Raw genomic sequence first — 22,035 nt, forward strand, 5'->3', positions numbered from 1 at the left:
GTGTCCAGAGTCCGGGGGCTGGCTTCGTGGACCGCGGCCTCAAGAATGCCGTGACCCCGGCCGGCAACGCGGGCTCTTCTACGAATGGTTCATCCGCCTTCCGCAGAAGCCATCGGGGGAAATTAACATCGTGCTCGAGTGCGGTGTCCTGAAGCCCAACGCGTTTGCCGCCTACAAGTACGGCTCCATCGAGCTGTGCGCTGGTGAGACGGGCGAGCGGATCGGCGCCGGTACGTGTGTCCGTCAGGAGGTCGATCCGGGGGTGAGCCCGGTGAACAACACGGCGCTTCCCAAGATCACGGCAATCGCCTACCCTGGCCCCTACGCCGACCCTGCCTTTACCACTCCCTTCCACCTGACCGCCTTCAAGAACCCGAGTTCCTACACACTGGCCTTCGACCCGGTGACCCGGGCCATGTCCAACAACGTCAACGCCCAGGTACTGGACGGCTCCACAAACGCCAGGATCCTCCTGAAGGCCTGTATGGACAAGACCGTCGTCACGAAGCTTCCCATGACCGGCCAGATCAATGCCCTGGGGGAAACGGAGTATGACCTCGAGGCGGGTGACCTGATCTGGGTGCGCATGGACATCCCCCGCCAGAACTCGGTCGACGTGTACTGCCACGCGCAGTCAGCGAGAGTGGCGGGTATAGGAGAGGGCTTCTAAGCCAAGCAACTGAACCGCTGATCCACCAACGTGGGAAGGTAGAATTTCACTCCTCTTCCTTCCCGCGTATTCTTTTGGACCGCGTTCTTTCTCCTGGTAATCGTCTGTGTTTGACAGCCACCGGGATTGTGCAGTTGTAGGTGAACTCGCCACTTTTCAAAACGAATAATTCCTTTCTTAGTTCTTTTGGATTGACAGCCAAGCGGAAACCTGGGTCAGGAAAACGGAGCATCCCACTGCCCAGGGTTTTTTGCTCCATGGGTTGTCTAAGCGAGAAGAAGCGCTTATATTCTCCGTGAATCGGTTTAGAGTGGGGGCCGGTCTATCTTTCGCTCTCCAAAGTACAAGACCAGATAGGAGTCATCTTGAGGCTCCTCCAGAGAAACACCGTTTCACATTCTCATCAACGTGATGACCCGATGACGAGGAGGCATGACGCATGAGGAAACTGTCGCTCCAGAGAGCCTTTCCGCAGAGCATCAGGGGCAGGCTCATCCTGCTTATGCTCGCGGTGCTTGTCCCGATTCTCATCCTGCAGGCATACACGTACTATGACGTGTACCGGGACCGACGAAACCAGGAACTCCTTGCCAACCTGGAAATGGGACGGGCAATGGGGAAAACGTTCGAGGGTTTCATTAACGATCTGTTACGGCAGGAGCTTGCGATAGGGTTGGCCGCCACCGCTTCACCGAGCATATCAGCTTCCGACTTTCGCCGGCTCCTCGAAAAGAGCGCGAAGGACAACCCCGCGGTCCGCCGCTTCAACTGGGTTGACCCGAACGGCATCGTCACCGCCTCCAGCATGCCCAGCGCTGTTGGGATCAGCATAGCGGACCGTGACTACTTTCAGCAGGTCCGCTCGGGCCGTGAATGGTCGGTGAGCGAGCTCCTTCTCTCGAAAGTGGAGCAGCTGCCATCCTTTGGTGTATGCCGGGCGATCCGCGATGCGAAGGGGACCTTCCTGGGGGTGGTCATGGCCGCCGTAGATCCCGAACGCATGGACGATGCCCTGGCAGTCCAACGGGCCGAACAGGGCGCCACGAGCCTCATAGACGACAAGGGCATGCTGGTCTACCGATACCCGCATGTCACGTGGACCTGGGAACAGCGAAGATGGCTCGAGATGCTGCCCATGCTCAAGAGGAGCCTGGCGGGCGAAGAACTCTCATTCGTGGATCTCTCCCCTATCAGCAAAACGAGCCGGATCATGGCAGCTGTCCCGATACGTTCGATCGGCTGGGTAGCCGCAGCGGGGCGCAATGAAGAAGACGCGATGCGGCCGGTGGTCTCCTTCATGCGGCGGCAAGGGATAGCCTTTGCCTCCGTCTGTTTTCTCGCCCTCCTCGCTGCCCTCGGCATCGCCCGCACCATCGCGTTACCCATAGAAAAACTTCAGGCTCACACGAGACTGCTGAAGGATGGAGACCTCGGCGCACGCATTGCCGAAGACGGCCCGTCCGAGCTCAAGGGACTTTCACAGACGTTCAACACCATGGCAGGGCAGCTGCAGGCGGACATCACCCGGCGGGAGGAGTCCGAACAGACGCTGCGGGAGAGCGAACAGCGCTACCGGAGCCTGGTAAGTCTCTCCCCGGACTGCATTGCGGTCCACCGCAACGGCTGCATGCGCTACGTCAACCCCGCCGGGACGCGCCTCCTGGGAGCCTCGAGCCCGCACGAGCTCATCGGAAAATCGATCTATGAGTACATCCCTCCGGAGAGGCTGGAGACTTCGCGGGCCCGTGTCCGGCAGGTGCAGGAGGAGGGACTCTCCACTCCGCTCCTCGAAGGGAAGTATCTGCGTCCCGACGGTACAGCCTTCTGGGGCGAGGCGACGGGCACCCCCATTACCTACGATGGCGAGCCCTCGGTGCAGCTTATCATCCGCGACGTCACCCAACGCAGGAAGGCCGAAGAACAATTGCAGGAATCGCACCGTCTCTTTCTCGACGTCATCGACGGCAGCCCCTCTCCCATTTTCCTGAAGGACCGGGAGGGAAGATTCATTACCATCAACGCGTCCTTGGAGAAGATGCTCGGGATAACAAGGGAAAAGCTTAAAGGTAAGACCGACTTCGATATAGCTACCAAGGACGTAGCCGATTACTGGCGCTCCCATGATGCCGAGGTCATGAGAACCGGTCAGCCCCTGCAGATCGAGGAGACAGCAGACTTACAGGACGGCCACCACGTGTTTCTGACGTGCAAGTTCCCTTTGGTCAACACCTCGGGTGAAGTCTACGGCGTTGGCGCCATCTCGCACGACATCACGGACCGTAAACGCACCGAGGAGGCGCTCAAGGAGAGCGAGCAGCGTTTCCGCACCTTGACTGAAGCTGCCCTGGAGGGCATCGGTGTCTCAGAAAATGGCCGGCTCGTGGACGCCAACGACCAGCTGCTCAAGATCCTCGGGGGTACTCGGGCCGAACTCATCGGGAAGGAGATCGCGACGCTCGTGGCGCCCGAAGACCGAGATCGGGTGATGAGCCACATTAGGAGTGGCGTTGAGAGTCACCTCGAGCATCGGATGTTCCGCCTGGATGGAACGCCGATCAGCGTCGAGACACACGGCCGGACGATTGGGAATCAAGGCCGGCAGATGCGGATCACGGCCATAAGAGACATCACGGAGCGCAAGCAAGCGGAGAAGGAACTTCAGAAGCTGGCATCTGTGGTGAGGTTCAGCGGCGAACTCGTCAACGTGTCGACCCTCGACGGAAAGATGGTCTTCCTCAACGAAGCGGGTGCGCGAATGCTCGGCGTAGAACCCGAAGAGGTTGAGCGCACAGACATCTTGCAGGTGATACCGGATCACCTACAGGAAAAAGCACGGGCCGAAGTCCTTCCTGCATTACGGGAGCATGGCGCATGGGAGGGTGACCTGCAATATCGCAATCTCAAGACCGGCGCACTGACGGACGTGCACGCCATGTGCTTCACGATCGCTGACCCCCAGACTGCGGAGCCTCTTTTTCTCGCCAATGTCTCACTCGACATCACGCAGCGCAAGAGAGTGGAGAAGGCCTTGCACGAAAGCGAGGAGAAGTTCAGGCTCATCGCCACGAACACTCCCGACCACATTCTCATGCAGGACGCTCAGCTTCGTTATACCTGGGTGTTGAATCCTCAGCTAGGTTTGACTGAGGAGGATATGCTTGGGAAGACTGATTTTGACATTCTTTCTGAACATGATGCAAAAACGCTCACTATCATCAAGAGGCGGGTACTTGAGACGGGCACCACTGAATATGTGAGTTCCCCTCTTAAAGCCCCCGACGGCGCCGTGCACTACTTTGAAGGCTCATATATTCCGAAACGTGATGCACGAGGCCGGACCAACGGCATCATCGGCTATTTCCGGAACGTAACGGCGCGGGTGAAGATGGAGGAGGCTCTCCGGAAGGCCCACGACGAATTGGAGAGGCGCGTTGAGGAGCGGACCGCTGAGCTGACCCAGGCGTATAAAAGGCTGGAAACAGAGATGACCGAGCGCGCGAAAGTGGAAGAGCAGCTCTGGCAGGCTCAGAAGATGGAGGCCATCGGCACCCTCGCCGGCGGTATCGCCCATGACTTCAACAACGTGCTCGCGGCCATTATCGGCTTCACAGAACTGGCAAAGGATAACATCCCGGCGGACGCGGATGCCCAGCATCACCTGAACCGGATATTTCAGTCGGGCCTCAGGGGGAGAGACCTCGTCAAGCAGATCCTCGCCTTCAGCCGGAAAGCAAAAGGAGAGCGGAAGGAGCTGAGCTTTACGCCTTTGATCAACGAGACGCACGCGCTGCTCAGATCCTCCCTGCCGAGCACCATACAGATGCCCCTCCTGATCAGTACGAACGACGATCATGTGTTCGCAGATGCCACGCAGCTCCAGCAGGTCCTCATGAACCTCGCCACCAATGCTGCCGATGCCATGCGGGAGGAGGGAGGACAGCTCACGATAGCGCTCTCCTCGGTCGTCTTTCCCGAAGGCAGCGTGCTACCCGATCCCGATATGAGCCCGGGCACCTACCTTAAGCTCACGGTGAAAGATACGGGAATGGGCATGACCGAAGACGTACGACAGAGGATATTCGAGCCCTTCTTCACGACCAAGGAACTGGGAAAAGGTACGGGCATGGGCCTTGCCGTTGTCTACGGGGTCATCAAGAGTCACAATGGCGCCGTCACGGTGCAGAGTGAAGTCGGACAGGGATCAACCTTTGACGTGTTCCTGCCTCACGTGCAAAAACCCGAGGCCACAAGGGAAGAAACAAGGGCCTTCGCGTTACCCAGAGGCACCGAGCGGATACTCTTTGTCGACGACGAGGAGCTGCTCATGGAGATGGGACAAAGTATGCTTGAGCACCTCGGGTACCAGGTGACGGTGGCCGCAAACGGCGCGGAAGCCTGGAACCTCTTTCTTGAGGATCCTTCACGCTTCGATCTTGTCATCACGGACCAGACCATGCCGGACGTGACCGGGCTGACGCTGGCCCGGAAGATGCTCAGAGTACGGAAGGAACTGCCCATCATCCTCTGCACGGGGTACAGCGAGATGGTGTCACCTGAAAAGGCAAAAGACGTGGGTATCTGTGCATTTGTCATGAAACCTGTGGTGAGAAAGGACCTGGCAGAGACGGTGCGCAGAGTGCTGGACGGGGCAACGGTCGGAATTTGACGTTGACGTTCCACTTGCTTCCAGACGGTTGACCTGAAGCAAATGCCGTCAACCGGAAAACATACGCTTTATGTAGATCAAAGGGGCGTCGAGGGAGTGGTGCCACAAGCGGCGGCCCTGTTAAGCGATTACAAAGTCAAAAAATTCCCGGTATCAGGTGCCAACGCACTTTGGCGCAATAGTCTGCATATCCCTGAAGGTCCCGCAGAAGTACTTTCTCCTCATTTACAATCCGGAAATAAAGGACGAGTGTGAAGAGGGGAATGAGCAGCAATGCCCACCACGAAGCAAGCGCGAGCGGCGTACCCACAATCAGAAACAGGGCGCCGGAGTACATCGGATGCCGGATGAGTCCGTATATGCCGGTCGAGATCACCTTTTGCCCTTCTTCGACACGGACATTCGCAGCTGCATACGTGTTTACCTTTGACACGAGATAGAAGATATAGAACGAGACCGCGACGAGGGCGTCTCCGAAGATCGAGACATACCATGGCACGTTCGACCAGCCAAAACGGAAATCAAGCGGCGGCACAATGATGAGCGCACCAAAGGAAACATAGAGAAAGAACATAATTACCTTTTGCGCAGGCTCCTTTTCGTGAGAAATGCCAGCTTCAATACGTCGCCTCAGCAATGCCGGATCGTGCTTTGCTAGATACACCGTGTATGCGAGGGAGCAAACAATAAACGTGGCAACGTATGCCCATCCCTGCCAATACGTAAGCGTCCCTGCTGGAATAAAGAGAAGAGCAAGGATGACAATCGTCCCGATAACGGATGAGCGGATGATGTGAGGAAGAGTTACTTTCATAATACGAAATATAATTCTTTTTAGAGTCTTGAAAAAATGTACCGTTCCGGAACCTATTTTAAACTGGCAGCTGATTCTAAAAAATTCCCGGTATAAGGTGCCAACGCACTTTGGCGCAATACTCCGTATAGCCGGGTAAATTTTCGGTAAGGAATTGTTCTTCATCAAACAGCCTCCAGACGAGGCCGAAGATCGCGAGGACAGAAGCGATGAGCCCCCAGTAGGAACCGAGCGCCAAGGACACTCCGATAGAGTAAACCGCAGCGCTTGAATACATCGGATTGCGTACGATGGCGTAGGGGCCGGTGGTGATCACTCTTTGGCCAGTGGTGATCTCGACGGTCGTGGAGCCAAAAGAGTTTTCTTTGAATACCCGGTAGACCATCCAAAGACTCACTATAATCAGGAGGTCGCCGACTATGGAGAGCCATGATGGCACGTTCGACCATGCGAAACGACGGTCCAGGCCGGGAATAATGAACGCAGCGATAGCCGGAAAGCCCGTGCACAACACTATAATCTTTTGAATGAGTCGTTGCTCCGCAGTCGGGCCACCCTTTGTTCTGTTTTCGAGAAGTATCGGATCTCTTATTATAGAAAGCGTCAGAAGAACACCTGATACGGCGCCTACCCCGAGATAGACCCATGCCTGCCAATAGTTGGTCGTCCCGGCCGATACAAGCAGAGTGACGCCTATGAGGACAGAGGCCATGGCGAACCCGAACCACATTTTTGCCTTAGGATTCTTCATGACGTAATGATAATACATCCAGAAAGTTAGTGAACAGTCACAAAGTGAAGCGAGTAATAATCAAACGTACAGGATTCTCACGAGTAGCAGATTGCAGTAGAGGAATTGCGACAGATGATTGATATTATTATTATTGGTGATTTCGCGCCCAGGTTTGTTGAGCTCACCGACCACGTGCTGTTTGGCGATGTCTGGGAACGCCCGGAGCTACGGAGGGGCCTCGCTCACTGCGGCGCAGCGACACGGCTCGATCTCTCATGCATACCTGGTCTTTCCTTTGACCTACTCATCAACGATGATCAGGCACACGCTCGCGGGAAGAGAACCCGTACATACGCTTGCACTTCTGCCCCACACGGCCCATCTCCACATCCGGGCGCCCGGTCTGTACGCAACGTCGGGGCCGACAGAATGGAAGAAAAGGGCATTGTCGCCTATCAAGCGGGTGGCGTGAAGGGTTCGGGCAGTAGTTCGTTTTGCATACTATGGAAAAATCAGATACACTATCACTGGTGGCTTACCCACCTATTCGAAACTCCGCTAACCACACCCTGGTAGAGATCCGGCAATGTACTCAAATCCGTTCCGACTCTAGACCACGGGAGAAGAGATTCCAAGAGACAGGAGTACGTTATGGAGACGACAAAAACGATAGCACTCGTGGCACACGACAACCGCAAGAAAGATCTCATCGAATGGTTTGAATTTAACTACAAGTCACTGGTCCATCATAAACTGGTATGTACTGGCACAACGGGGAGGCTCATCGAAGATGTGATTCAAAGGAAGCTCGTGGAGGAGCAATTCGACTACCATATAGAACGATTGAAATCGGGACCCTTGGGCGGCGACCAACAGTTGGGTGCAATGATCGCCGAAGGCAAGGTCGATGCAGTCATATTTCTATGGGATCCGATGCAGCCTCACCCGCACGACGTGGATGTGAAGGCGCTGTTACGGATCGCCGTCCTCTACAATGTGCCCATAGCCTGTAACCGGGCCACAGCCGACTTCATCATGTCCTCTCCGTTGTTGCGTGAACCCTATGCACCACTCCAGCAGGATTATGACTCCTACATCGAGAGGCCCGTCGATCTGGATCAGTGAGGTCAGCAGCGCACAGAGGTTCCACGCTTGACAGCGGCTTTCATATATCGCTACAGTGTTTCTTTTTAGGAACATCCTTGGAGCCCTCCTCCCCCAATGCAAAGAGCCTGGTAACAAACAGGCGAATTCTTGCTGCCATCCTGATTGGTCTTTCTGTCGTGGTGATCACGTACCTTCACCACATCACAACGAACGGCAATCAGCATCTTCATTCAATCTATGCCGAGCTTCACTATATACCTCTCCTTGCGGCGGGGCTTCTATTCGGATTTACAGGCGCACTGCTTACCTCCCTTATGGTTGCGCTGCTCTATGGGGGCTATATGATTGCTGACTGGCGCGGTGCTTCTCTGTGGCTGCTGGACAACTCGATCCATGTCATCTTCCCGGCCATGTTCGCGCTACTCATCGGTTTCTTTGTGGATCTGAAGAATAGCAGCAGAAAACAGCTGGAAGAGCACCGGTACCTGTCAGGTCTTGGCCAGGCGGCGGCGATCATTGTGCACGATTTGAAGAACCCGCTTCTCAACCTGAAGGCCGCGATCAGGCGACTGGAAAAGGGGACGATTACGTGTGAAGAGGTGGTAAGCGGCCTAAGCGGCGCCGTTGAGAAGATGGAGCTGGTCATGGATGGTGCGCTTGATTTCTCAAAACCACTGCAGCTTAATCGAAGAGAACACGATGCTGCGAAACTCATACGCGAGCTGCTCCAGACGTCCGCAGCGAAAGCGGAGCAGGAGGGGGTCGGATTGGTCATTGACGCCATAGAGCAGCCGCTCATGATTTCGGTGGACCCCGCATATCTGGAGAGAGCGCTGGCGAACCTCGTCAACAACGCTATTGAGGCGTCGCAGACAGGGCAGAGCGTCTCAATACGCCTGCTCAAGAGGAACAATATGGCGCTCATACGTATCAAAGATTATGGGAAGGGAATGGACAAGGACACTATCAAGCATCTTTTTATCCCTTTTTACAGCAAGAAGAGCAGCGGTACGGGACTCGGCATGGCAGTGGCAAGAAAGATTATCGAAGAGCACAACGGGCAAATAACCGTAAAAAGCCGCCCATCTCATGGTACAAAGATAGCAATACATCTGCCTCTAGTGCTCACGGTCCAGGAGCGTTAGACTCGAATACCTGATTGCAGGCTCATTGTAGGAAGGTCGCCCATGTTACGGCAAGGAGGAGACACGTGAACCCTGACCACGAGGAACAAATAAGAAAGATTATGGCTGAACTGCAGTGCTCTAAAGATTTCGTATGCCATAGATCAGGTTTCGCTAATCTCTGTAAAACAGGGGATATCGGCTCGGAGTCGTTTCTTGAGTGCCTGGAGAAAAATAGAGAAGGTTGCCTGTTCTTGCTGTCGTATGCAAACGTACATTTCTGCGATTGTCCCCTTCGCGTCTATATTGCGAAGAAACTGCAAAGATGAATTCCGAGTTTGACTTGGATGGTCAGGCGCGCGCCCTGTACCGAGATTTAACATACTCTTTACGTAAACCGGCGGGATCAAAAGACAACGATAGCCAGGCCGAGACTGGCCGCCACGAGTACGCATATCACGATAAGACAGGAGAAGCAGACGCGACTGATACGGCCCAGTTCTTTCATGAACTCCATGAGATGGGAAATATCCTTCCCTGAGGTAGTCGCTATCAACTTGAGGGGTGTTGCGAGACGTATCACGGTTATGCTTACGTACATGACAAGAAGTGCAATGAGCACCCAGAGGCCATAATCCACCACGGTGAGAAACGTGCGGCCGCTCTCACTTACCAGCACCAGCTCCCTGGGGTCGACAAACGTGAGCACTATATAGATAGCGGTAAGGATGCCGGCGACAAGGATGGCCTTTCCCGCACGCGCAACCTCTGCTGCAACGTCCGACAGTGTCTGGCTCTGTTCCGGGCTGAATTCATAGTCCATTGCGTGTCCTCCCATGCGTACGTACTTCTTAGCTTTGGAAGCTGCCTTTCACCTCTCAGATCCTGAAAAGATGAGGAACGAAACGGCTGAGATTGTTCGTTATGGGTGTCGTGTCCTCCCGCATGCCGATTCCTCCCGCACGATCACCGATGATCCACGAACCTATGACAGGATAGTTGCCCTCGAAATCCGGTAGCTCTTTATACTCCTGGTAGATGGCCCTTTTTCCTTTTCGCACGAACCATGTGCCTGTCCTCACGTTCTCCCCTTCCCTGGAAAAGAAAGGTTTTTCAACGAACGTCCTGTCGCTGTTGGGCGGCTCGAAGAATGAGGGCAGGAGATTGGGGTGATTCGGGTACATCTCCCAGAGAAGCGGGAGTATAGCTTTGTTACTCAGAATCATCTTCCACGAGGGCTCAAAGAGTGAGAGCGTGGAGGTAAGCAACTGGTTGGAAAAAGACTCCGTGATGATCCACTCCCAGGGATAGAGCTTGAACATAAAGTTGATGGGTCTGTCCTGGAGATCCACAAACTGCCGTGCAGCGAGATCCCAGCCCACGTCGTCGATATAGATATGGTCGGTCTCAATACCCGCCTGAATGGCAAGATCTCTCAAATACTCTGTTGTGGTGAGATCCTCAAGAGTATCCTTCACGCACGAGAAGTAGAGGACGTCACCACCTACGGCACTTCTGATCCCCGTCTGGAATACGTCTAGGAGTTTCTCGTGGATCGAGTTGAACTGATCTTCTTTCGGCGCGTAATCCTGGAGCCAGTAGTACTGCACGATGCTCGCCTCAAAGAGGGCTGTCGGCGTGTCGGCATTGAACTCGAGGAGCTTAGGCTCACCGTTGCCGTCGTACCACAGGTCGAACCTGCCATAAATCGACGGCTCTCTCCTCTCCCACGAGTTCTCCACGTACCGGTGAAATGCCGCAGGGATGGCAAGCCTCTCGTAAAGCTGCTCCCTAACCACCCGATCCACCAGATCAAGACACATGCGGTAAAGCTCTTCGGTTGCCGCCTCCAGCCTATCCACTTCATCCGAGGTGAACTCATAGTACGCAGATTCGTCCCAGTACGGCTTTCCCTCCATTTCATAGAAATGGAAACCGACTTCCTCGAGCCGTGCCTTCCAGTTCTTGCGAATATTCGAAACAGGAGATCGTTTCATCCGGTGCTACCCATGCGAACCAAAGGAGCCGTGAAATCCCCATCCGCCGCGCACCACACCGACGCTTCTAGCAGTGCGTACAGAAGGATTGTTGACGGGATCGCCACTGGAGCCACGGTACCATGGTCCATAGTAGGACCTGTAGTAGACACCCCCTCCCATATGCTCCCTTTCCTCGGTGCACTTAGATGCGTCCCCGTAGTCCTTGACGCAATCATCCCAGCTTGCGTACTGGTTCCTCTGCTGACAACCGATGAGCACGCTCCCGGTTACCAGAACGAGCGTAATGACTTTAGACTTTTTCATGCACGCAGAATAGCCTCTCCCTTCTCTCCTGAATATATCGGCAGACAAGAGAGAAAGAAAAGCGCATGAAAAAGGGCATGAAGAAATCGGTCATCATGCGGGCGTTGCCTCACACACAAAAAGCCTGTTGGGATAGCCTCCCGAGACAGGGTCCCATACTGAATCGCTGGTGAGCAGATTGATATTGGGCTTGTTGTCTGTCGGATTTCCCCAGCCGAAGTCGACGGCGATCATACCGGGCCCAACATCTTCGGTAATCTTTGCCTTCACGATAATCTTTCCTCGAGGCGATGCCAACTCAACAGGGGTATCCTGCTGTATGCCTCTCTTTTGAGCATCAGCCGGATGTATGCTGAGAAGAGGGTCAGGATAGATCCTGCCGGCAGTGGGAAGATTGACCAGCTTCGTATGCACGTATTCGGCGGTCCTGCGCGTAGTGCCGAGGAGACTGTACTCCCTCGAAGCAGAGGCGTCCCCGAGAGATTCCTCCGGGGACCGGAATGCCGGCAGAGCGCCGTAATTGGCCTTCTTGCATCTCTCAGAATAGCACTGAACCATGCGCGAAGGCGTCTGGAAGCCATCCTTTTCATACTTTCTGTAGACCATGGGCGAAGAGGCGTAGACTATCTGATTCTTCCTCAAATCATCCAGGGTGACACCCGCCGGCTTGACTGCAAAGTTGATCCATTCCTCAGCGTTCTTGAAAGGGTAGCTCTGCTCGATGCCCATCCTCCGGGCGAGCTCATACTCGATCTCGAATACTGACTTCGATTCGCCGAGAGGCTCGACGAGTTTTTCCCGAAGCGCAAAGAACCCGCCACGGCTGCTCGAGTAGGCCCGGTAATCAACTGCTTCCAGGTCTGCGGCAGCCGGAAGAACGAGGTCTGCCATTTCAGTCGTTCCGGTCGGAAAGATATCAAGCACCATCAGAAAATCCAATTTCTGCAACGCCTGCATCGTGCGATTCTGGTTCGCCTGAACAAGTACAGGATTAGCGTGGTGCACAACCATGGCCCTGGGCCTGCCGGGCGCATCCTTGAGCAGCGCCTCTTTGATGAAAGGAAACGGCACCTGGGGAAATAACGGGAACACTTCTTTGCCCATCGATTTCTTTTCCAGCTTTATCGTGGGCAACGCTGCCTGAGCAGCAAAGGGGAAGAAGACATTCCCACCCTCTTTCTCGATATTGCCGGTGAGCGCGATCAACAGACAGATGGCTCTCGCCATGTCCACACCTGCGGTATGCATGTCGATCCCGTTCCCGTCGACGATCGTAGCTCCATCGGCTTTTGCATAAAACCGCGCGATCTCTCTTATCTTCCCTGCAGAGACTGATGTGATCTTTTCTGCCCACTCGGGGGACGTAAGCTCCACGTGTTTCCTGATGTCATCAAAACCAGCCACCCATCGTTTCACGAAGGCTTCGTCGTAGAGTCCCTCGGCGATGATGGTGTGAGCCATTGCCAAGCCCAACGCCACGTCTGTGCCAATGTTGGGCCGGATCCAGTCATCAGCCAGCGGAACCGATTCCGAGTGAACCGGATCAACGACGATGATCCTTGCGCCTCTCTCCTTGAGCCGGGCCGGGATCTGGTGAAAGCCGTCATATGCAGCGTAGTTGCTGTACCGCGTCGTGTTCACCGGGTTCAAAGCCCAGAATATTGCGAGTTTCGTGTGCTCGTAATCAGGCTCAGGTCTCCCCCCAAAGGCATCCATGAACGCGATTCGTCTTGGAACATGACAGAGATTCGCCGCGCCCGTAAGATTGGGAGAACCGTAGGCGCCCATGAACTGCAGGAACCCGTCCCTGCCTCCGTACGTGACCGGAGCTCCATGGCAATGCACAAGGCTCTCGGGTCCGTAACTCTCCCTTATCTTCGCAAGCCTGTCCGCAGCGATATCGAATGCTTCATCCCAGGTGATTCGGCTGAACCCTCCCTTTGTTTTCTTGCGCGGATAGGCAAGGCGCTCCTTTGACTCCAGCATCGGCTTTATCGCCTGGGCTTTGGGACACAGGTAGCCTTTGTTCACCGGATGGTCCGGATCTCCCTCCACGCGGGAGACGCGGCCGTCCTTGATATGGGCCTTGATGCCGCAGTTGGCATGGCAGAACCCGCACAGTGATCGCACAACTTTTTCATTCATCTCCCTCTCCTTCCATCTCGGTCGCCGGTACTGGAATTACTTCCCCGTGTGACGAAAATAGCAGAGTCGCGCTGACCTGTCAATTAAAGGATATAGTCCGAGTTTGTTGACATCACCGGAACTGACTTGTTATATACGACAATCAGAATGACGACATGTCTCACCTCGGAGGAATACGAATGACGCATCTTTTCGAATCGACGACAATCAATGGCATGACACTGGCCAACCGTTTCGTAAGATCAGCCACATGGGAGGGATTGGCAACGCCCGAAGGCTACACGACCGACGCACTCACCAGATTACTGCTCGATCTGGCGCAGGGAAAAGTAGGGCTTATCATTTCCAGCCACGCGTTCGTGAGTCGGGAGGGGTTGGCGGCGCCCGGCCAATTGGGCATCTATACCGACGATCATGTTGCTTCCCTCAAAACGATGGTGGATAAGGTGCACGCAGCGGGAGGCAGGATTGCTCTCCAGGTTTCGCACGGAGGAAGGTATGCCCTGAAGTTCAAGGACGCACTGCGCATCGGCCCCTCCATGATCGAGAGCAAAGGTGAGGTCCAGTGCCGGGAAATGACACAGGACGAAATAGGAGAAATGGTAAATAATTTCGCGCTCGCTGCGCGACGTGCCAATTCAGCGGGATTCGACGCTGTGCAGATCCACGCGGCCCACGGTTATCTGGTGAGCGAGTTTCTCTCTCCCTACTTCAATAAGAGGACAGATTCTTATGGAGGCGCCGTGGCTAACAGAGCGAGGTTTCTGCTCGACATCGTGCATGCCATGCGACGCGAGGTGGGAGCGCGTTTTCCACTCTTCGTCAAGATCAACGCACAGGAATTTCTGGAGGGTGGCTACACGGTTGACGACATGCTCGCCGTTGCTTCTCTTCTCGAAGGAGCAAGCGTGGACGCCATAGAGATGAGCGGCGGCCACCATGTCGACGGCATATTCGGAACATACTTCCCGGCGCGTCCGACCAAAACCGGCGCAAATGAGCGTCCTTACTATCTCGATGAGGCACGCCGCTATAAACACAATATTCGCATACCGCTTATGCTGGTGGGAGGCGTCCGCTCGCTGGAATGGGCGAAACGCATCCTGTCGGAAGGGTACGCGGATTACATTTCTCTGTGCAGGCCTTTTATACGGGAGCCAGGGCTCATCGGACGCTGGCAGTCAGGAGACGAGAGCCCATCCACGTGCATATCAGACAATGGCTGCTTCAAACCCGGCCTTGAGGGGAAAGGAATCTACTGCACGGTTGCGGCCAAAGAGCGCTAGCTTTTCTTTGTCGTCTTCGCTATAAACGGGGAGAACGCCTGTTTTACTTTTTTGCTCTTGCACTTCGGGCATCTGAAGCGCTCCCTCTCCTTGTCGTACTCGCGTATGCTCAGTATCAGGGAAAACGCGTTGCCGCACTTCTCGCAATTAAATTCGTACGTCGGCATAGCTACCTGCCTTCATGCTTATATTTGCCTTCATTCTAAAATGAAGCCGGCAGATTTGCAAATCAAATACGGATGGACGAATGATCAGGAGCTTATGATCAGGATAGTGCCTGCGATCAGCAGGCCATTACCGATCAAGACCCATCGACTGAAGCTCTCGTACTGGCGATTAAAGATGAAGGCAAAGAGCAGAATCCACAGTGGCTGCGTGCGCAGCATAAGGCTCACGACAATCACCGATCCGAAGCCGAAGGAAAGATAGCGCAGGAGTTGGGCAACGCTCGTGGTCAGGCCAACAAGGATAGCCATGGGCAAAGGCTTCACACCTTCGCCCCGAATCTCGCGCCTCTTATCAGCACGTATCACGAAGGAAGGGCTGATCGCCACTGATGCCGCGGCGTAGGCGATCAGCGTTCCCGCCACAGGGCTCCCTCCTGATTGAAGGCCGAATTTAATGAAAATGGAACTGCTCCCCCAGAACACGGCTGCTCCCGCCCCGTACAGAACACCGAAAAGCATGTTTCTCGCGGTGACTTCTTTGCCGTGAGAAACTGATTTGGTGGATGATTCCGCTGTGGTAGTCTCCTCCTTCAAAAGCATGAGAATAGGCCCCAGCAGGGTAAAGATGATGCCTAGGACTTCGAGCGGCGTCACGCTCTCTTTCAGTAGCAGCATAGCCAGAGCCACCGTGGCGATGGGACTTAAACTGGTCACGATATTGGAACGATTCGAGCCGAGAAGCTGCAGGGATCGATACGCCCACGTGCGTCCGAGGGCAAAGTGGATCACACCCGACAAAGCCCAGAAGAGATACGCTTTCCAGTGTAGCCCGCCTATGCCGTAGAGGTCACCTGTCAGGCCGGCTACCAGTATGAAAAACAGCAAACCACTGAAGATGGACATCGTGGCGACATAGTCAGAGCTTACCCTGAGCACTCCCCGCCTGGCTACAATCGAGTTGATGCCAAAGAAAACCGCGGAACTTAGTCCTAAGAGAATACCAAGCACAGCGGCATTTTGACACATTCAGAATTAAAGTGGAAGAGGATAGTCGACATTACGTGCTCAACTGAGACTCAACCCAACGGTTAATCTCTCCTTCCAGGAGAGCCAGCGGAAGCGGACCCTTGTCGAGAAGCGCGTTGTGAAAGCGGCGCAGATCAAACCGGGAGCCCAACTGCCTTTGTGCTTTTGCCCGCAATTCCTTCATCTTCAACTCCCCTATTTTGTAGGCCAGTGCCTGGCCCGGCCAGACAATGTAGCGATCCACCTCAACGGCAATATCCTGTTCTGTCTTGGCCGTGTTCTCCTGCATATAATCGATGGCCTGTTGGCGCGTCCAGCCAAACTGGTGCAGACCCGTGTCCACCACCAGTCTGCACGCTCTCCACATCTCGTACGTCAGTTGGCCGAACCTGGAATATGGGTCTGAGTAGAACCCCATGCTGGAGCCGAGACTCTCGGCGTAAAGCGCCCAGCCTTCAATGTACGCGGTGTAGGATCCGTTGCGCCTGAAGTCGGGAAGATCGCGCAGTTCCTGAGCCCTTGCGATCTGCAGGTGATGTCCGGGCACTGCCTCGTGGAGAGTGAGCGCTTCCATTTCAAAGGTCGGGCGCATGTCGAGCTTGTACGTGTTAACCATGAAATACCCGGCCCGTGAACCATCGGCCGCCCCAGGATAGTACTGGGCTGTTGTCTGGCTCGGCGCCTCGTAGTCGGGAAAAACCCGCACCCCATACGGTGTTCGCGGCAACTCTGCGAAAAGCTTCGGCAGCTCCGCATCGGCCCGCTTTGCAATGTCCCGGTATGCCCTGACCAGATCATCTGCACTTGTGAAATAGAAGCGCGGATCAGTGCGAAGAAAAGAGCCGAAGTCCTGCAGAGAACCCTCGAATCCTGTCTCCCTGACAGCCGAATCCATCGCCAGCCGGATACGCCTTACCTCTTCGAGGCCTGTTTGATGGATGGCAGCGGGCGTAGCATCGCTGGTGGTATGTTCATAGACACAGTGCGCGTAATAGGCCTCGCCATCAGGAAGCGAGGAAGCAGCAACAGGACGGTCGCCGGCGGGGAGATACGTTCCGGTCACAAACTCCAGGAACTTCATGAGCGCAGGGAATACGCCATCACCGATAAGTTTGCGCGCAGCGGATCTCAGTTTTTCGCGCTCCGGCTCGGGTACGCCTTCAGACATCCGCGTAAGCGGCGCGTATAAAGCGCTCTGCTCGACATCTGTCACAAGCTGACCGCGGATCTGGTCGGGCACACCTCGGAGCGGCTCGCCCGGCTGTACCCATCCGAGCCGGATACCCTCATGGAGGAGTCCTATTGCCTGGTCGAGATACAGAGGGAATGCAGCAAGCCGCGCAAGGTACTTTCCATAATCATCCCCCGTCATGAAAGGCGTTACTGATACCAGCTGCGGGAACATTAGCTGCGGCCCCCAGATCTGGTTGAGGATCATGACCGGAGGAAAGCGATGGGCCCGAACCGCGAGTTCCAGCTCCCAGAGAAGAAGGCTATGCGATAGCCTGTCCTCGATCGACAGGGCTGTTGTATCAACGCCGCGGACGCGCTCAAGCAGGCCGCGTTCATCTGCCTTGCGCCGCTCGACAGCATCGAGAGAAAGATCAGTGAGCCGGTCGTTGTATCTGTTGTCCCCGGTCCACGTGGAGAGTTCGGGAAATTCCCTGAGCTGGCGTTCCCAGTACTCGCGCTGCAGCGCGTCGAACTCAACAGCTGCCTTGTTCTGCCCCTGTCCGTGGTCCACGACATTCCTCCTTTTTTGTCATCCTTTGCTTGACGGTTAAACGTCCGAACTGATTGTAACATGCATAACCCTAATATAGGACAGCAGCTTGACTTGGTGAAGCGATTCGGGTAGATTCAACGTCTGCGCCTATGGCTCTGCGACTATAGTATCAGGGGAGGTAACAATGAGTGTTTCAAGAAGAGACGTGATAAAAGGCGGGGGAGCAATGCTGCTCGGTCTCATGGGAGCTGGCTCTGTAGTAAAACCGGGTAAGCTTTTTGGTGCGGGCGATGCGCAGGAGAAGTCCTCCCTTGAACTACCGTGGCCCTACAAGAGGTTGAACCCTGAAGCAGCCGCTGAAGCCGGCTACTACGGCTACTATGCGGGCGCCTGTTGTTACGGAGCCTTCGACAGCATCATCGGCGAGCTTCGCAAGGAGGTAGGTCACCCCTACACCGTGATCCCGACTGCAATGATGGTGTACGGCGAGGGAGGAGTGGCAAGCGAGGGGGCGCTCTGCGGCGCGCTGAACGGTGCCGCTGCGGCAATATTTCTCGTAACCGGCGGACTGGACAAGAAGTCAAGAGAGCCTGCGTTTGCACTTATACAGGAGCTTTACAAGTGGTACGAGCAGGAAGGGCTTCCCGATTACAGGCCAAAAAAGCCTAAGTTCGATATCGTCAAGTCGGTCTCCCGTTCCACTCTCTGCCACGTTTCAGTGAGCAGATGGTGCAAGACGTCCAAGTTCAAAGCGTTCTCCAACCAGAGGTCGGAACGATGCGGGTGGCTGACAGCTTCCGTGGCCAAGCGCACAGTGGAACTACTGAACAGTTACGCGGAGAAAACATTTAAACCTGCCCATGCGATTGCGGCCGAGGCCCAGTCGTGCAGGCAATGCCATGACCAGGGCGGGGCGATCGAGAACACACGCGGGATGATGGACTGCGGAGGTTGCCATTTTACCCCGCGGAGCAAGCATCCGAAGATATAGATTCCATCTCTTCCCTTTTTTAGCTTTGTTCCGTGGGAGAACTCTTGCCAAATGTAGTTCTTTTGGCTTAATCTCTTTTACCTAAAGAAACCACCCTCATTGGTACTTGACGTACGCCTCTGCTTCGGCTACCATAGAAAGGGAGACTAGGGCGCCAGGGTTGCGCGGAGAGAAAGGGCAAAACCGGAACACGCATGAAAACATCACATGACATGATCGTAGAGATGTTTCAGCGTTCAGCCTTTGGGCTTACGTTCGAGACTGAGGATATCCTCGGCTATCGCCTGCAGAGCGAGGTGCTGCGTGCCCTCTCCATCGACCTGAAGAAGCAGACAGTTGAATACGAGATCACCCAGAAGGGACTGCCCACAAAACGGCGAACAGAGTACTCTCCCAACCTTAACGAATTGATAAAAAAACTGCCTCTTACCACGGATGCTTTTGACGGGAAATTCCAGGGACTGCGCATCTCCGAACACGGTGTCTCTGTCGCGAATCCGAAACAATGCGTTCCGCGCAGCCGGGAAGATGATCCGTGGGACATGACCAGTTATTTCGATAACACGAACACGGGAAAATTCAAAAACAAATCCGGTCTCAAATTAGCTGACGAATAATCCCGATAACCGGATGCCCTCCAGGGGCAGGCAGTATCGACAGTTAGCTTACGTTAGCTTACCCTCTCAAGCCCCTCGTAGACTATCTCGAACGTTTCCTGCGCAACCTCGTTACCCTTCCCTTCAAAACTCGGCGCCTGGTATTTGGCCGGCCAGGCATTGATCAACTTCCAGGCGGCGATATCGTTACCTTCCATATCGAGGCCAGTAATCGTAATGTTTCTAGGATCGACCTTTCCCTGGACGCCAGAATTGAACCATTCATAAAGGTCTTTCGACTGAGTGAGACCATACTTTAAGATCAGCGGACCGTATTTCGGTATTCCTCCCAGCTGCCTTACCTGGAGAGGATCAGCCCCTTCCCGGTATTCGATGCACTCAATTGCCGCCTCAATGCCTGACACGCAGCAGGGTCTTGTCTCTGGAAGACCATCTATCTCGACTCTGTAACGGCAATTCCTCAAAGGGTCTTTGCGTTGTAGGCTCATAAGAATTCCTCCCACGATCAGAATAACAACCACAATCACCAACAGAAGAAGAACTAGCGGATGTCCCATAATTAATAGATTCCCACGGACAAGCCCTTCGTACCAACGCTACGCGTTCGCGCAAACAGTCCGTGCATTCATCCACGCTTGAAAGCGTGAGGTCCTCTGCCGGCTCGGCGCTGCCCGCAAGGAATCTATCTAGCGAGCACGGCGAGCGAGAAGGGGAGGCTCCACGTGGCTTGCCGCTGGAGGGGGCGACGCGAGCCCCACTAATAGAGAACACCAGACTCCTGCCCGAGTCAAACGAGTCTAATTCCGCTCGTCAGGCGAGCCCAGCTTCAGTCGCAAAAGAGATTCCGGTCAACGTACTTGATATCCTTCTCGTCAAAGTAGCGCAGAGCCCACCCTGACGTCTTGTCCAGTTTCAATACCTTGTCATTCCCCTGGCTATCGGTTTTCTTTGCCCTGAATTCAAAGTGATCCACAAGCCTCACCGCTTCTATGGCGAACACCGTTGCAATATCTGTGTCTTCAACGCATACCAGGTTATCGCCATTGCTTTCCTCACCACCCAGAGCGAGGTTGGATGAACCGAAATAAACAGCCGCCTCCGGCCTGTTAAAATCTACTACCACAAATTTGTGGTGTATGTTGTGGGCGTTGAAGGTCTCCTCTTTGTCAAAAGGCGGGGGCAAATCTTTTACCAGATTCTTGGCATTCACCAGGATCCCCTTTTTCGAGCCCGGCTTATATAAGGAGATGTATTTGGTGGAGTCAGTAATGCCATAGGTGAACAGCCCTTCATTGTTCTGAACAGATCTCAGTGTGGGATAGACCGGGCCGCCGCTGCTCTCATCCAGAGACATGATGCAAAACAGAACCGAACTTTTTGCGCCTGTTATACTGTCCGCCACACCTTTGAGCACCTGGTTCGCAACATCGTCAGGGTGAGGAGAAAAGGTGAACGAGATATTCGGCAGGTTCTGACCCGCGACGTCAAAGGGCTTCGCGGCATATTGCGAGTGTGCGAATGTCTTCATCTTCGCCGCGCCCCAGGATGCTTCGAATACCTGTTCGTAAAGCCCGGCTATCTCTCCGTTAGTGAAGAGCACGACGTGATTGGCGTTCACACAGAATCCTGTTACTGAAAAGTTGGTCGATCCCGTGAGCACTTTCGTGGGCGTACCATTCTCCTTCACAATGATAACTTTATGATGGCACAATCTCGAGAACCTTCCCCGAAACATAGCTGCTGCTCCCTGTTTGGCCGTGTTGAATGTGCTCTCAAAATCCGTTTCACTCGCGTTCTGTCCGGTATGGTCAGTTGAATTGTCCAGGATAACCCTTATTCTCCCCTCTGCTGCGAGTTGGAGGCACAGCTTCCCTACGACAGGCTCATCAAAATCATACGCGAACATATCGGCACTAAGGCTTTTATTGTTCAGCACTTCCTGCAGCAGCGCTATAGTTTTCTGGCGCGCGGTATATCCCAGCCATCCGTAGACATCCTCATAGGTGTACTTGACGCCTTCATTGGTGCAAAACACTGAGGAAGTATCAAAGAGCCAGTTCCCTGTCGGTATGAGATTGTTGTTCTCACCAAATCTGCGAACAAAGGCCTGGGATGTGAGAAATGACCTGGTGAAGCTTATACCCACTGATCGGTCACTATACCTGTCTACGTCTATGTCTACTTCGACGGTAAGGTCCTCGTCGAGCGGCTCCAGCGCATTATTCTGTGCGCTCCAATACCTGGGTGTGACGAAATACTTGTAGAGTCCGTATGATGGATTTGTCACGTTTTGATGAAAGGTACCAGGGACGTGGATCCATCTGAACTTCTGAAAGGGGGCTTTATCCGATTCCGTGAGTGCGCCATCACCCTCAAAGTTGATCCTGTTTACAAGAAAATAGGAATGACCTGACGGGGTTTTGTACCTGATTGAAAAACCAACGAAGTTACTTTTCAGCAGGTTTTCTTCGATATTGAAAGCGAGGAGCGTCATGGCATCTCCCCGATACGCCTTGACCGTTACGCCATTCTTAGCGTTGCGCTCGAACATGTTTTTCCTCCAGGCATCCCTTTTCCCTAGTATAGTTGATATATGGACAAAATCAAGGTGCTGCATTTGACAATTTTATTTGCAAATGTCCCTTGCCGCGCTATACTTG

At 54.4% G+C, this 22,035-nt stretch carries 18 protein-coding genes; 7 read left to right on the forward strand and 11 right to left on the reverse strand.

The window, feature by feature from the left end; all coding sequences use genetic code 11:
* Positions 1–670, forward strand: a 670-nt coding sequence (locus VMT71_00295) for a hypothetical protein (GenBank protein HVN22377.1), incomplete at its 5' end; no start/stop codon positions are given.
* A 439-nt stretch (positions 671–1,109) separates the two neighbouring features.
* Positions 1,110–5,336: a PAS domain S-box protein gene (locus VMT71_00300; protein HVN22378.1), complete on the forward strand. Its 4,227-nt coding sequence runs from the start codon at positions 1,110–1,112 to the stop codon at positions 5,334–5,336.
* Positions 5,337–5,472: 136 nt separating this feature from the next.
* On the opposite strand, the gene VMT71_00305 is transcribed toward VMT71_00300, so the two are convergent.
* Both VMT71_00305 and VMT71_00310 read right to left on the reverse strand, forming a co-directional pair.
* Positions 5,473–6,150 carry an isoprenylcysteine carboxylmethyltransferase family protein gene (locus VMT71_00305; GenBank protein ID HVN22379.1) on the reverse strand — a complete coding sequence of 226 codons (678 nt, stop codon included), beginning with the start codon at positions 6,148–6,150 and terminating at the stop codon, positions 5,473–5,475.
* A gap of 76 nt (positions 6,151–6,226) precedes the next feature.
* Positions 6,227–6,901, reverse strand: a complete 675-nt coding sequence (locus tag VMT71_00310; protein HVN22380.1) for an isoprenylcysteine carboxylmethyltransferase family protein — start codon at positions 6,899–6,901, stop codon at positions 6,227–6,229.
* A 633-nt stretch (positions 6,902–7,534) separates the two neighbouring features.
* Between VMT71_00310 and VMT71_00315 the strand changes: the two genes are divergently transcribed.
* Both VMT71_00315 and VMT71_00320 read left to right on the forward strand, forming a co-directional pair.
* Positions 7,535–8,008, forward strand: coding sequence for a methylglyoxal synthase (locus VMT71_00315; protein HVN22381.1), 474 nt, complete (start codon positions 7,535–7,537; stop codon positions 8,006–8,008).
* Between the two features lie 77 nt (positions 8,009–8,085).
* Positions 8,086–9,135, forward strand: a complete 1,050-nt coding sequence (locus VMT71_00320; GenBank protein HVN22382.1) for a HAMP domain-containing sensor histidine kinase — start codon at positions 8,086–8,088, stop codon at positions 9,133–9,135.
* 385 nt (positions 9,136–9,520) lie between these two features.
* On the opposite strand, the gene VMT71_00325 is transcribed toward VMT71_00320, so the two are convergent.
* The 4 genes from VMT71_00325 to VMT71_00340 all read right to left on the reverse strand — a co-directional run bounded on the left by VMT71_00325 (position 9,521) and on the right by VMT71_00340 (position 13,562).
* A complete protein-coding gene (locus tag VMT71_00325) occupies positions 9,521–9,937 on the reverse strand; it encodes a hypothetical protein (protein ID HVN22383.1) in 417 nt (138 codons plus the stop codon).
* A 55-nt stretch (positions 9,938–9,992) separates the two neighbouring features.
* Positions 9,993–11,111 carry a glutathionylspermidine synthase family protein gene (locus VMT71_00330; protein HVN22384.1) on the reverse strand — a complete coding sequence of 373 codons (1,119 nt, stop codon included), beginning with the start codon at positions 11,109–11,111 and terminating at the stop codon, positions 9,993–9,995.
* A 6-nt stretch (positions 11,112–11,117) separates the two neighbouring features.
* A complete protein-coding gene (locus tag VMT71_00335; GenBank protein HVN22385.1) occupies positions 11,118–11,417 on the reverse strand; it encodes a hypothetical protein in 300 nt (99 codons plus the stop codon).
* 93 nt (positions 11,418–11,510) lie between these two features.
* The gene (locus VMT71_00340) at positions 11,511–13,562 is read right to left on the reverse strand and encodes a molybdopterin-dependent oxidoreductase (protein ID HVN22386.1); all 2,052 of its coding nucleotides are present in this window, start codon (positions 13,560–13,562) and stop codon (positions 11,511–11,513) included.
* 179 nt (positions 13,563–13,741) lie between these two features.
* Here VMT71_00340 and VMT71_00345 point away from each other — a divergent pair, with 179 nt between their 5' ends.
* Entirely contained in the window at positions 13,742–14,848 is a 1,107-nt protein-coding gene (locus tag VMT71_00345; protein HVN22387.1) for an NADH:flavin oxidoreductase, read from the forward strand.
* Here the strand turns inward: VMT71_00345 and VMT71_00350 are convergent.
* From VMT71_00350 to VMT71_00360, 3 genes are all read right to left on the reverse strand, one after another.
* Positions 14,845–15,015 (reverse strand): FmdB family zinc ribbon protein, encoded by a 171-nt coding sequence (locus tag VMT71_00350; protein ID HVN22388.1) that lies wholly within the window; start codon positions 15,013–15,015, stop codon positions 14,845–14,847. The genes VMT71_00345 and VMT71_00350 overlap by 4 nt on opposite strands.
* 84 nt (positions 15,016–15,099) lie before the next feature.
* Positions 15,100–16,023, reverse strand: a complete 924-nt coding sequence (locus VMT71_00355; GenBank protein ID HVN22389.1) for a DMT family transporter — start codon at positions 16,021–16,023, stop codon at positions 15,100–15,102.
* Positions 16,024–16,072: 49 nt separating this feature from the next.
* Positions 16,073–17,785 (reverse strand): DUF885 domain-containing protein, encoded by a 1,713-nt coding sequence (locus VMT71_00360; GenBank protein ID HVN22390.1) that lies wholly within the window; start codon positions 17,783–17,785, stop codon positions 16,073–16,075.
* Positions 17,786–17,951: 166 nt separating this feature from the next.
* On the opposite strand from VMT71_00360, the gene VMT71_00365 reads away from it, so the two are divergent.
* Both VMT71_00365 and VMT71_00370 read left to right on the forward strand, forming a co-directional pair.
* On the forward strand, positions 17,952–18,758 hold the full coding sequence (locus VMT71_00365; protein ID HVN22391.1) for a C-GCAxxG-C-C family protein: 807 nt from the start codon (positions 17,952–17,954) through the stop codon (positions 18,756–18,758).
* A 194-nt stretch (positions 18,759–18,952) separates the two neighbouring features.
* A complete protein-coding gene (locus VMT71_00370; protein ID HVN22392.1) occupies positions 18,953–19,375 on the forward strand; it encodes a hypothetical protein in 423 nt (140 codons plus the stop codon).
* A 53-nt stretch (positions 19,376–19,428) separates the two neighbouring features.
* On the opposite strand, the gene VMT71_00375 is transcribed toward VMT71_00370, so the two are convergent.
* Both VMT71_00375 and VMT71_00380 read right to left on the reverse strand, forming a co-directional pair.
* Entirely contained in the window at positions 19,429–19,863 is a 435-nt protein-coding gene (locus tag VMT71_00375) for a phage tail protein (protein ID HVN22393.1), read from the reverse strand.
* A gap of 338 nt (positions 19,864–20,201) precedes the next feature.
* Positions 20,202–21,926 (reverse strand): phospholipase D-like domain-containing protein, encoded by a 1,725-nt coding sequence (locus VMT71_00380; protein ID HVN22394.1) that lies wholly within the window; start codon positions 21,924–21,926, stop codon positions 20,202–20,204.
* Between the last annotated feature and the right edge of the window lie 109 nt (positions 21,927–22,035).

It is taken from the genome of Syntrophorhabdales bacterium (assembly GCA_035541455.1).
Taxonomy (GTDB): domain Bacteria; phylum Desulfobacterota; class Syntrophorhabdia; order Syntrophorhabdales; family WCHB1-27; genus JADGQN01.

Coding starts and splice junctions, on each gene's coding strand:
- VMT71_00300 (HVN22378.1), top strand. CDS start 1,110: ATGAGGAAACTGTCGCTCCAGAGAGCCTTTCCGCAGAGCATCAGGGGC.
- VMT71_00305 (HVN22379.1), bottom strand. CDS start 6,150: ATGAAAGTAACTCTTCCTCACATCATCCGCTCATCCGTTATCGGGACG.
- VMT71_00310 (HVN22380.1), bottom strand. CDS start 6,901: ATGAAGAATCCTAAGGCAAAAATGTGGTTCGGGTTCGCCATGGCCTCT.
- VMT71_00315 (HVN22381.1), top strand. CDS start 7,535: ATGGAGACGACAAAAACGATAGCACTCGTGGCACACGACAACCGCAAG.
- VMT71_00325 (HVN22383.1), bottom strand. CDS start 9,937: ATGGACTATGAATTCAGCCCGGAACAGAGCCAGACACTGTCGGACGTT.
- VMT71_00330 (HVN22384.1), bottom strand. CDS start 11,111: ATGAAACGATCTCCTGTTTCGAATATTCGCAAGAACTGGAAGGCACGG.
- VMT71_00335 (HVN22385.1), bottom strand. CDS start 11,417: ATGAAAAAGTCTAAAGTCATTACGCTCGTTCTGGTAACCGGGAGCGTG.
- VMT71_00340 (HVN22386.1), bottom strand. CDS start 13,562: ATGAATGAAAAAGTTGTGCGATCACTGTGCGGGTTCTGCCATGCCAAC.
- VMT71_00345 (HVN22387.1), top strand. CDS start 13,742: ATGACGCATCTTTTCGAATCGACGACAATCAATGGCATGACACTGGCC.
- VMT71_00350 (HVN22388.1), bottom strand. CDS start 15,015: ATGCCGACGTACGAATTTAATTGCGAGAAGTGCGGCAACGCGTTTTCC.
- VMT71_00365 (HVN22391.1), top strand. CDS start 17,952: ATGAGTGTTTCAAGAAGAGACGTGATAAAAGGCGGGGGAGCAATGCTG.
- VMT71_00370 (HVN22392.1), top strand. CDS start 18,953: ATGAAAACATCACATGACATGATCGTAGAGATGTTTCAGCGTTCAGCC.
- VMT71_00375 (HVN22393.1), bottom strand. CDS start 19,863: ATGAGCCTACAACGCAAAGACCCTTTGAGGAATTGCCGTTACAGAGTC.
- VMT71_00380 (HVN22394.1), bottom strand. CDS start 21,926: ATGTTCGAGCGCAACGCTAAGAATGGCGTAACGGTCAAGGCGTATCGG.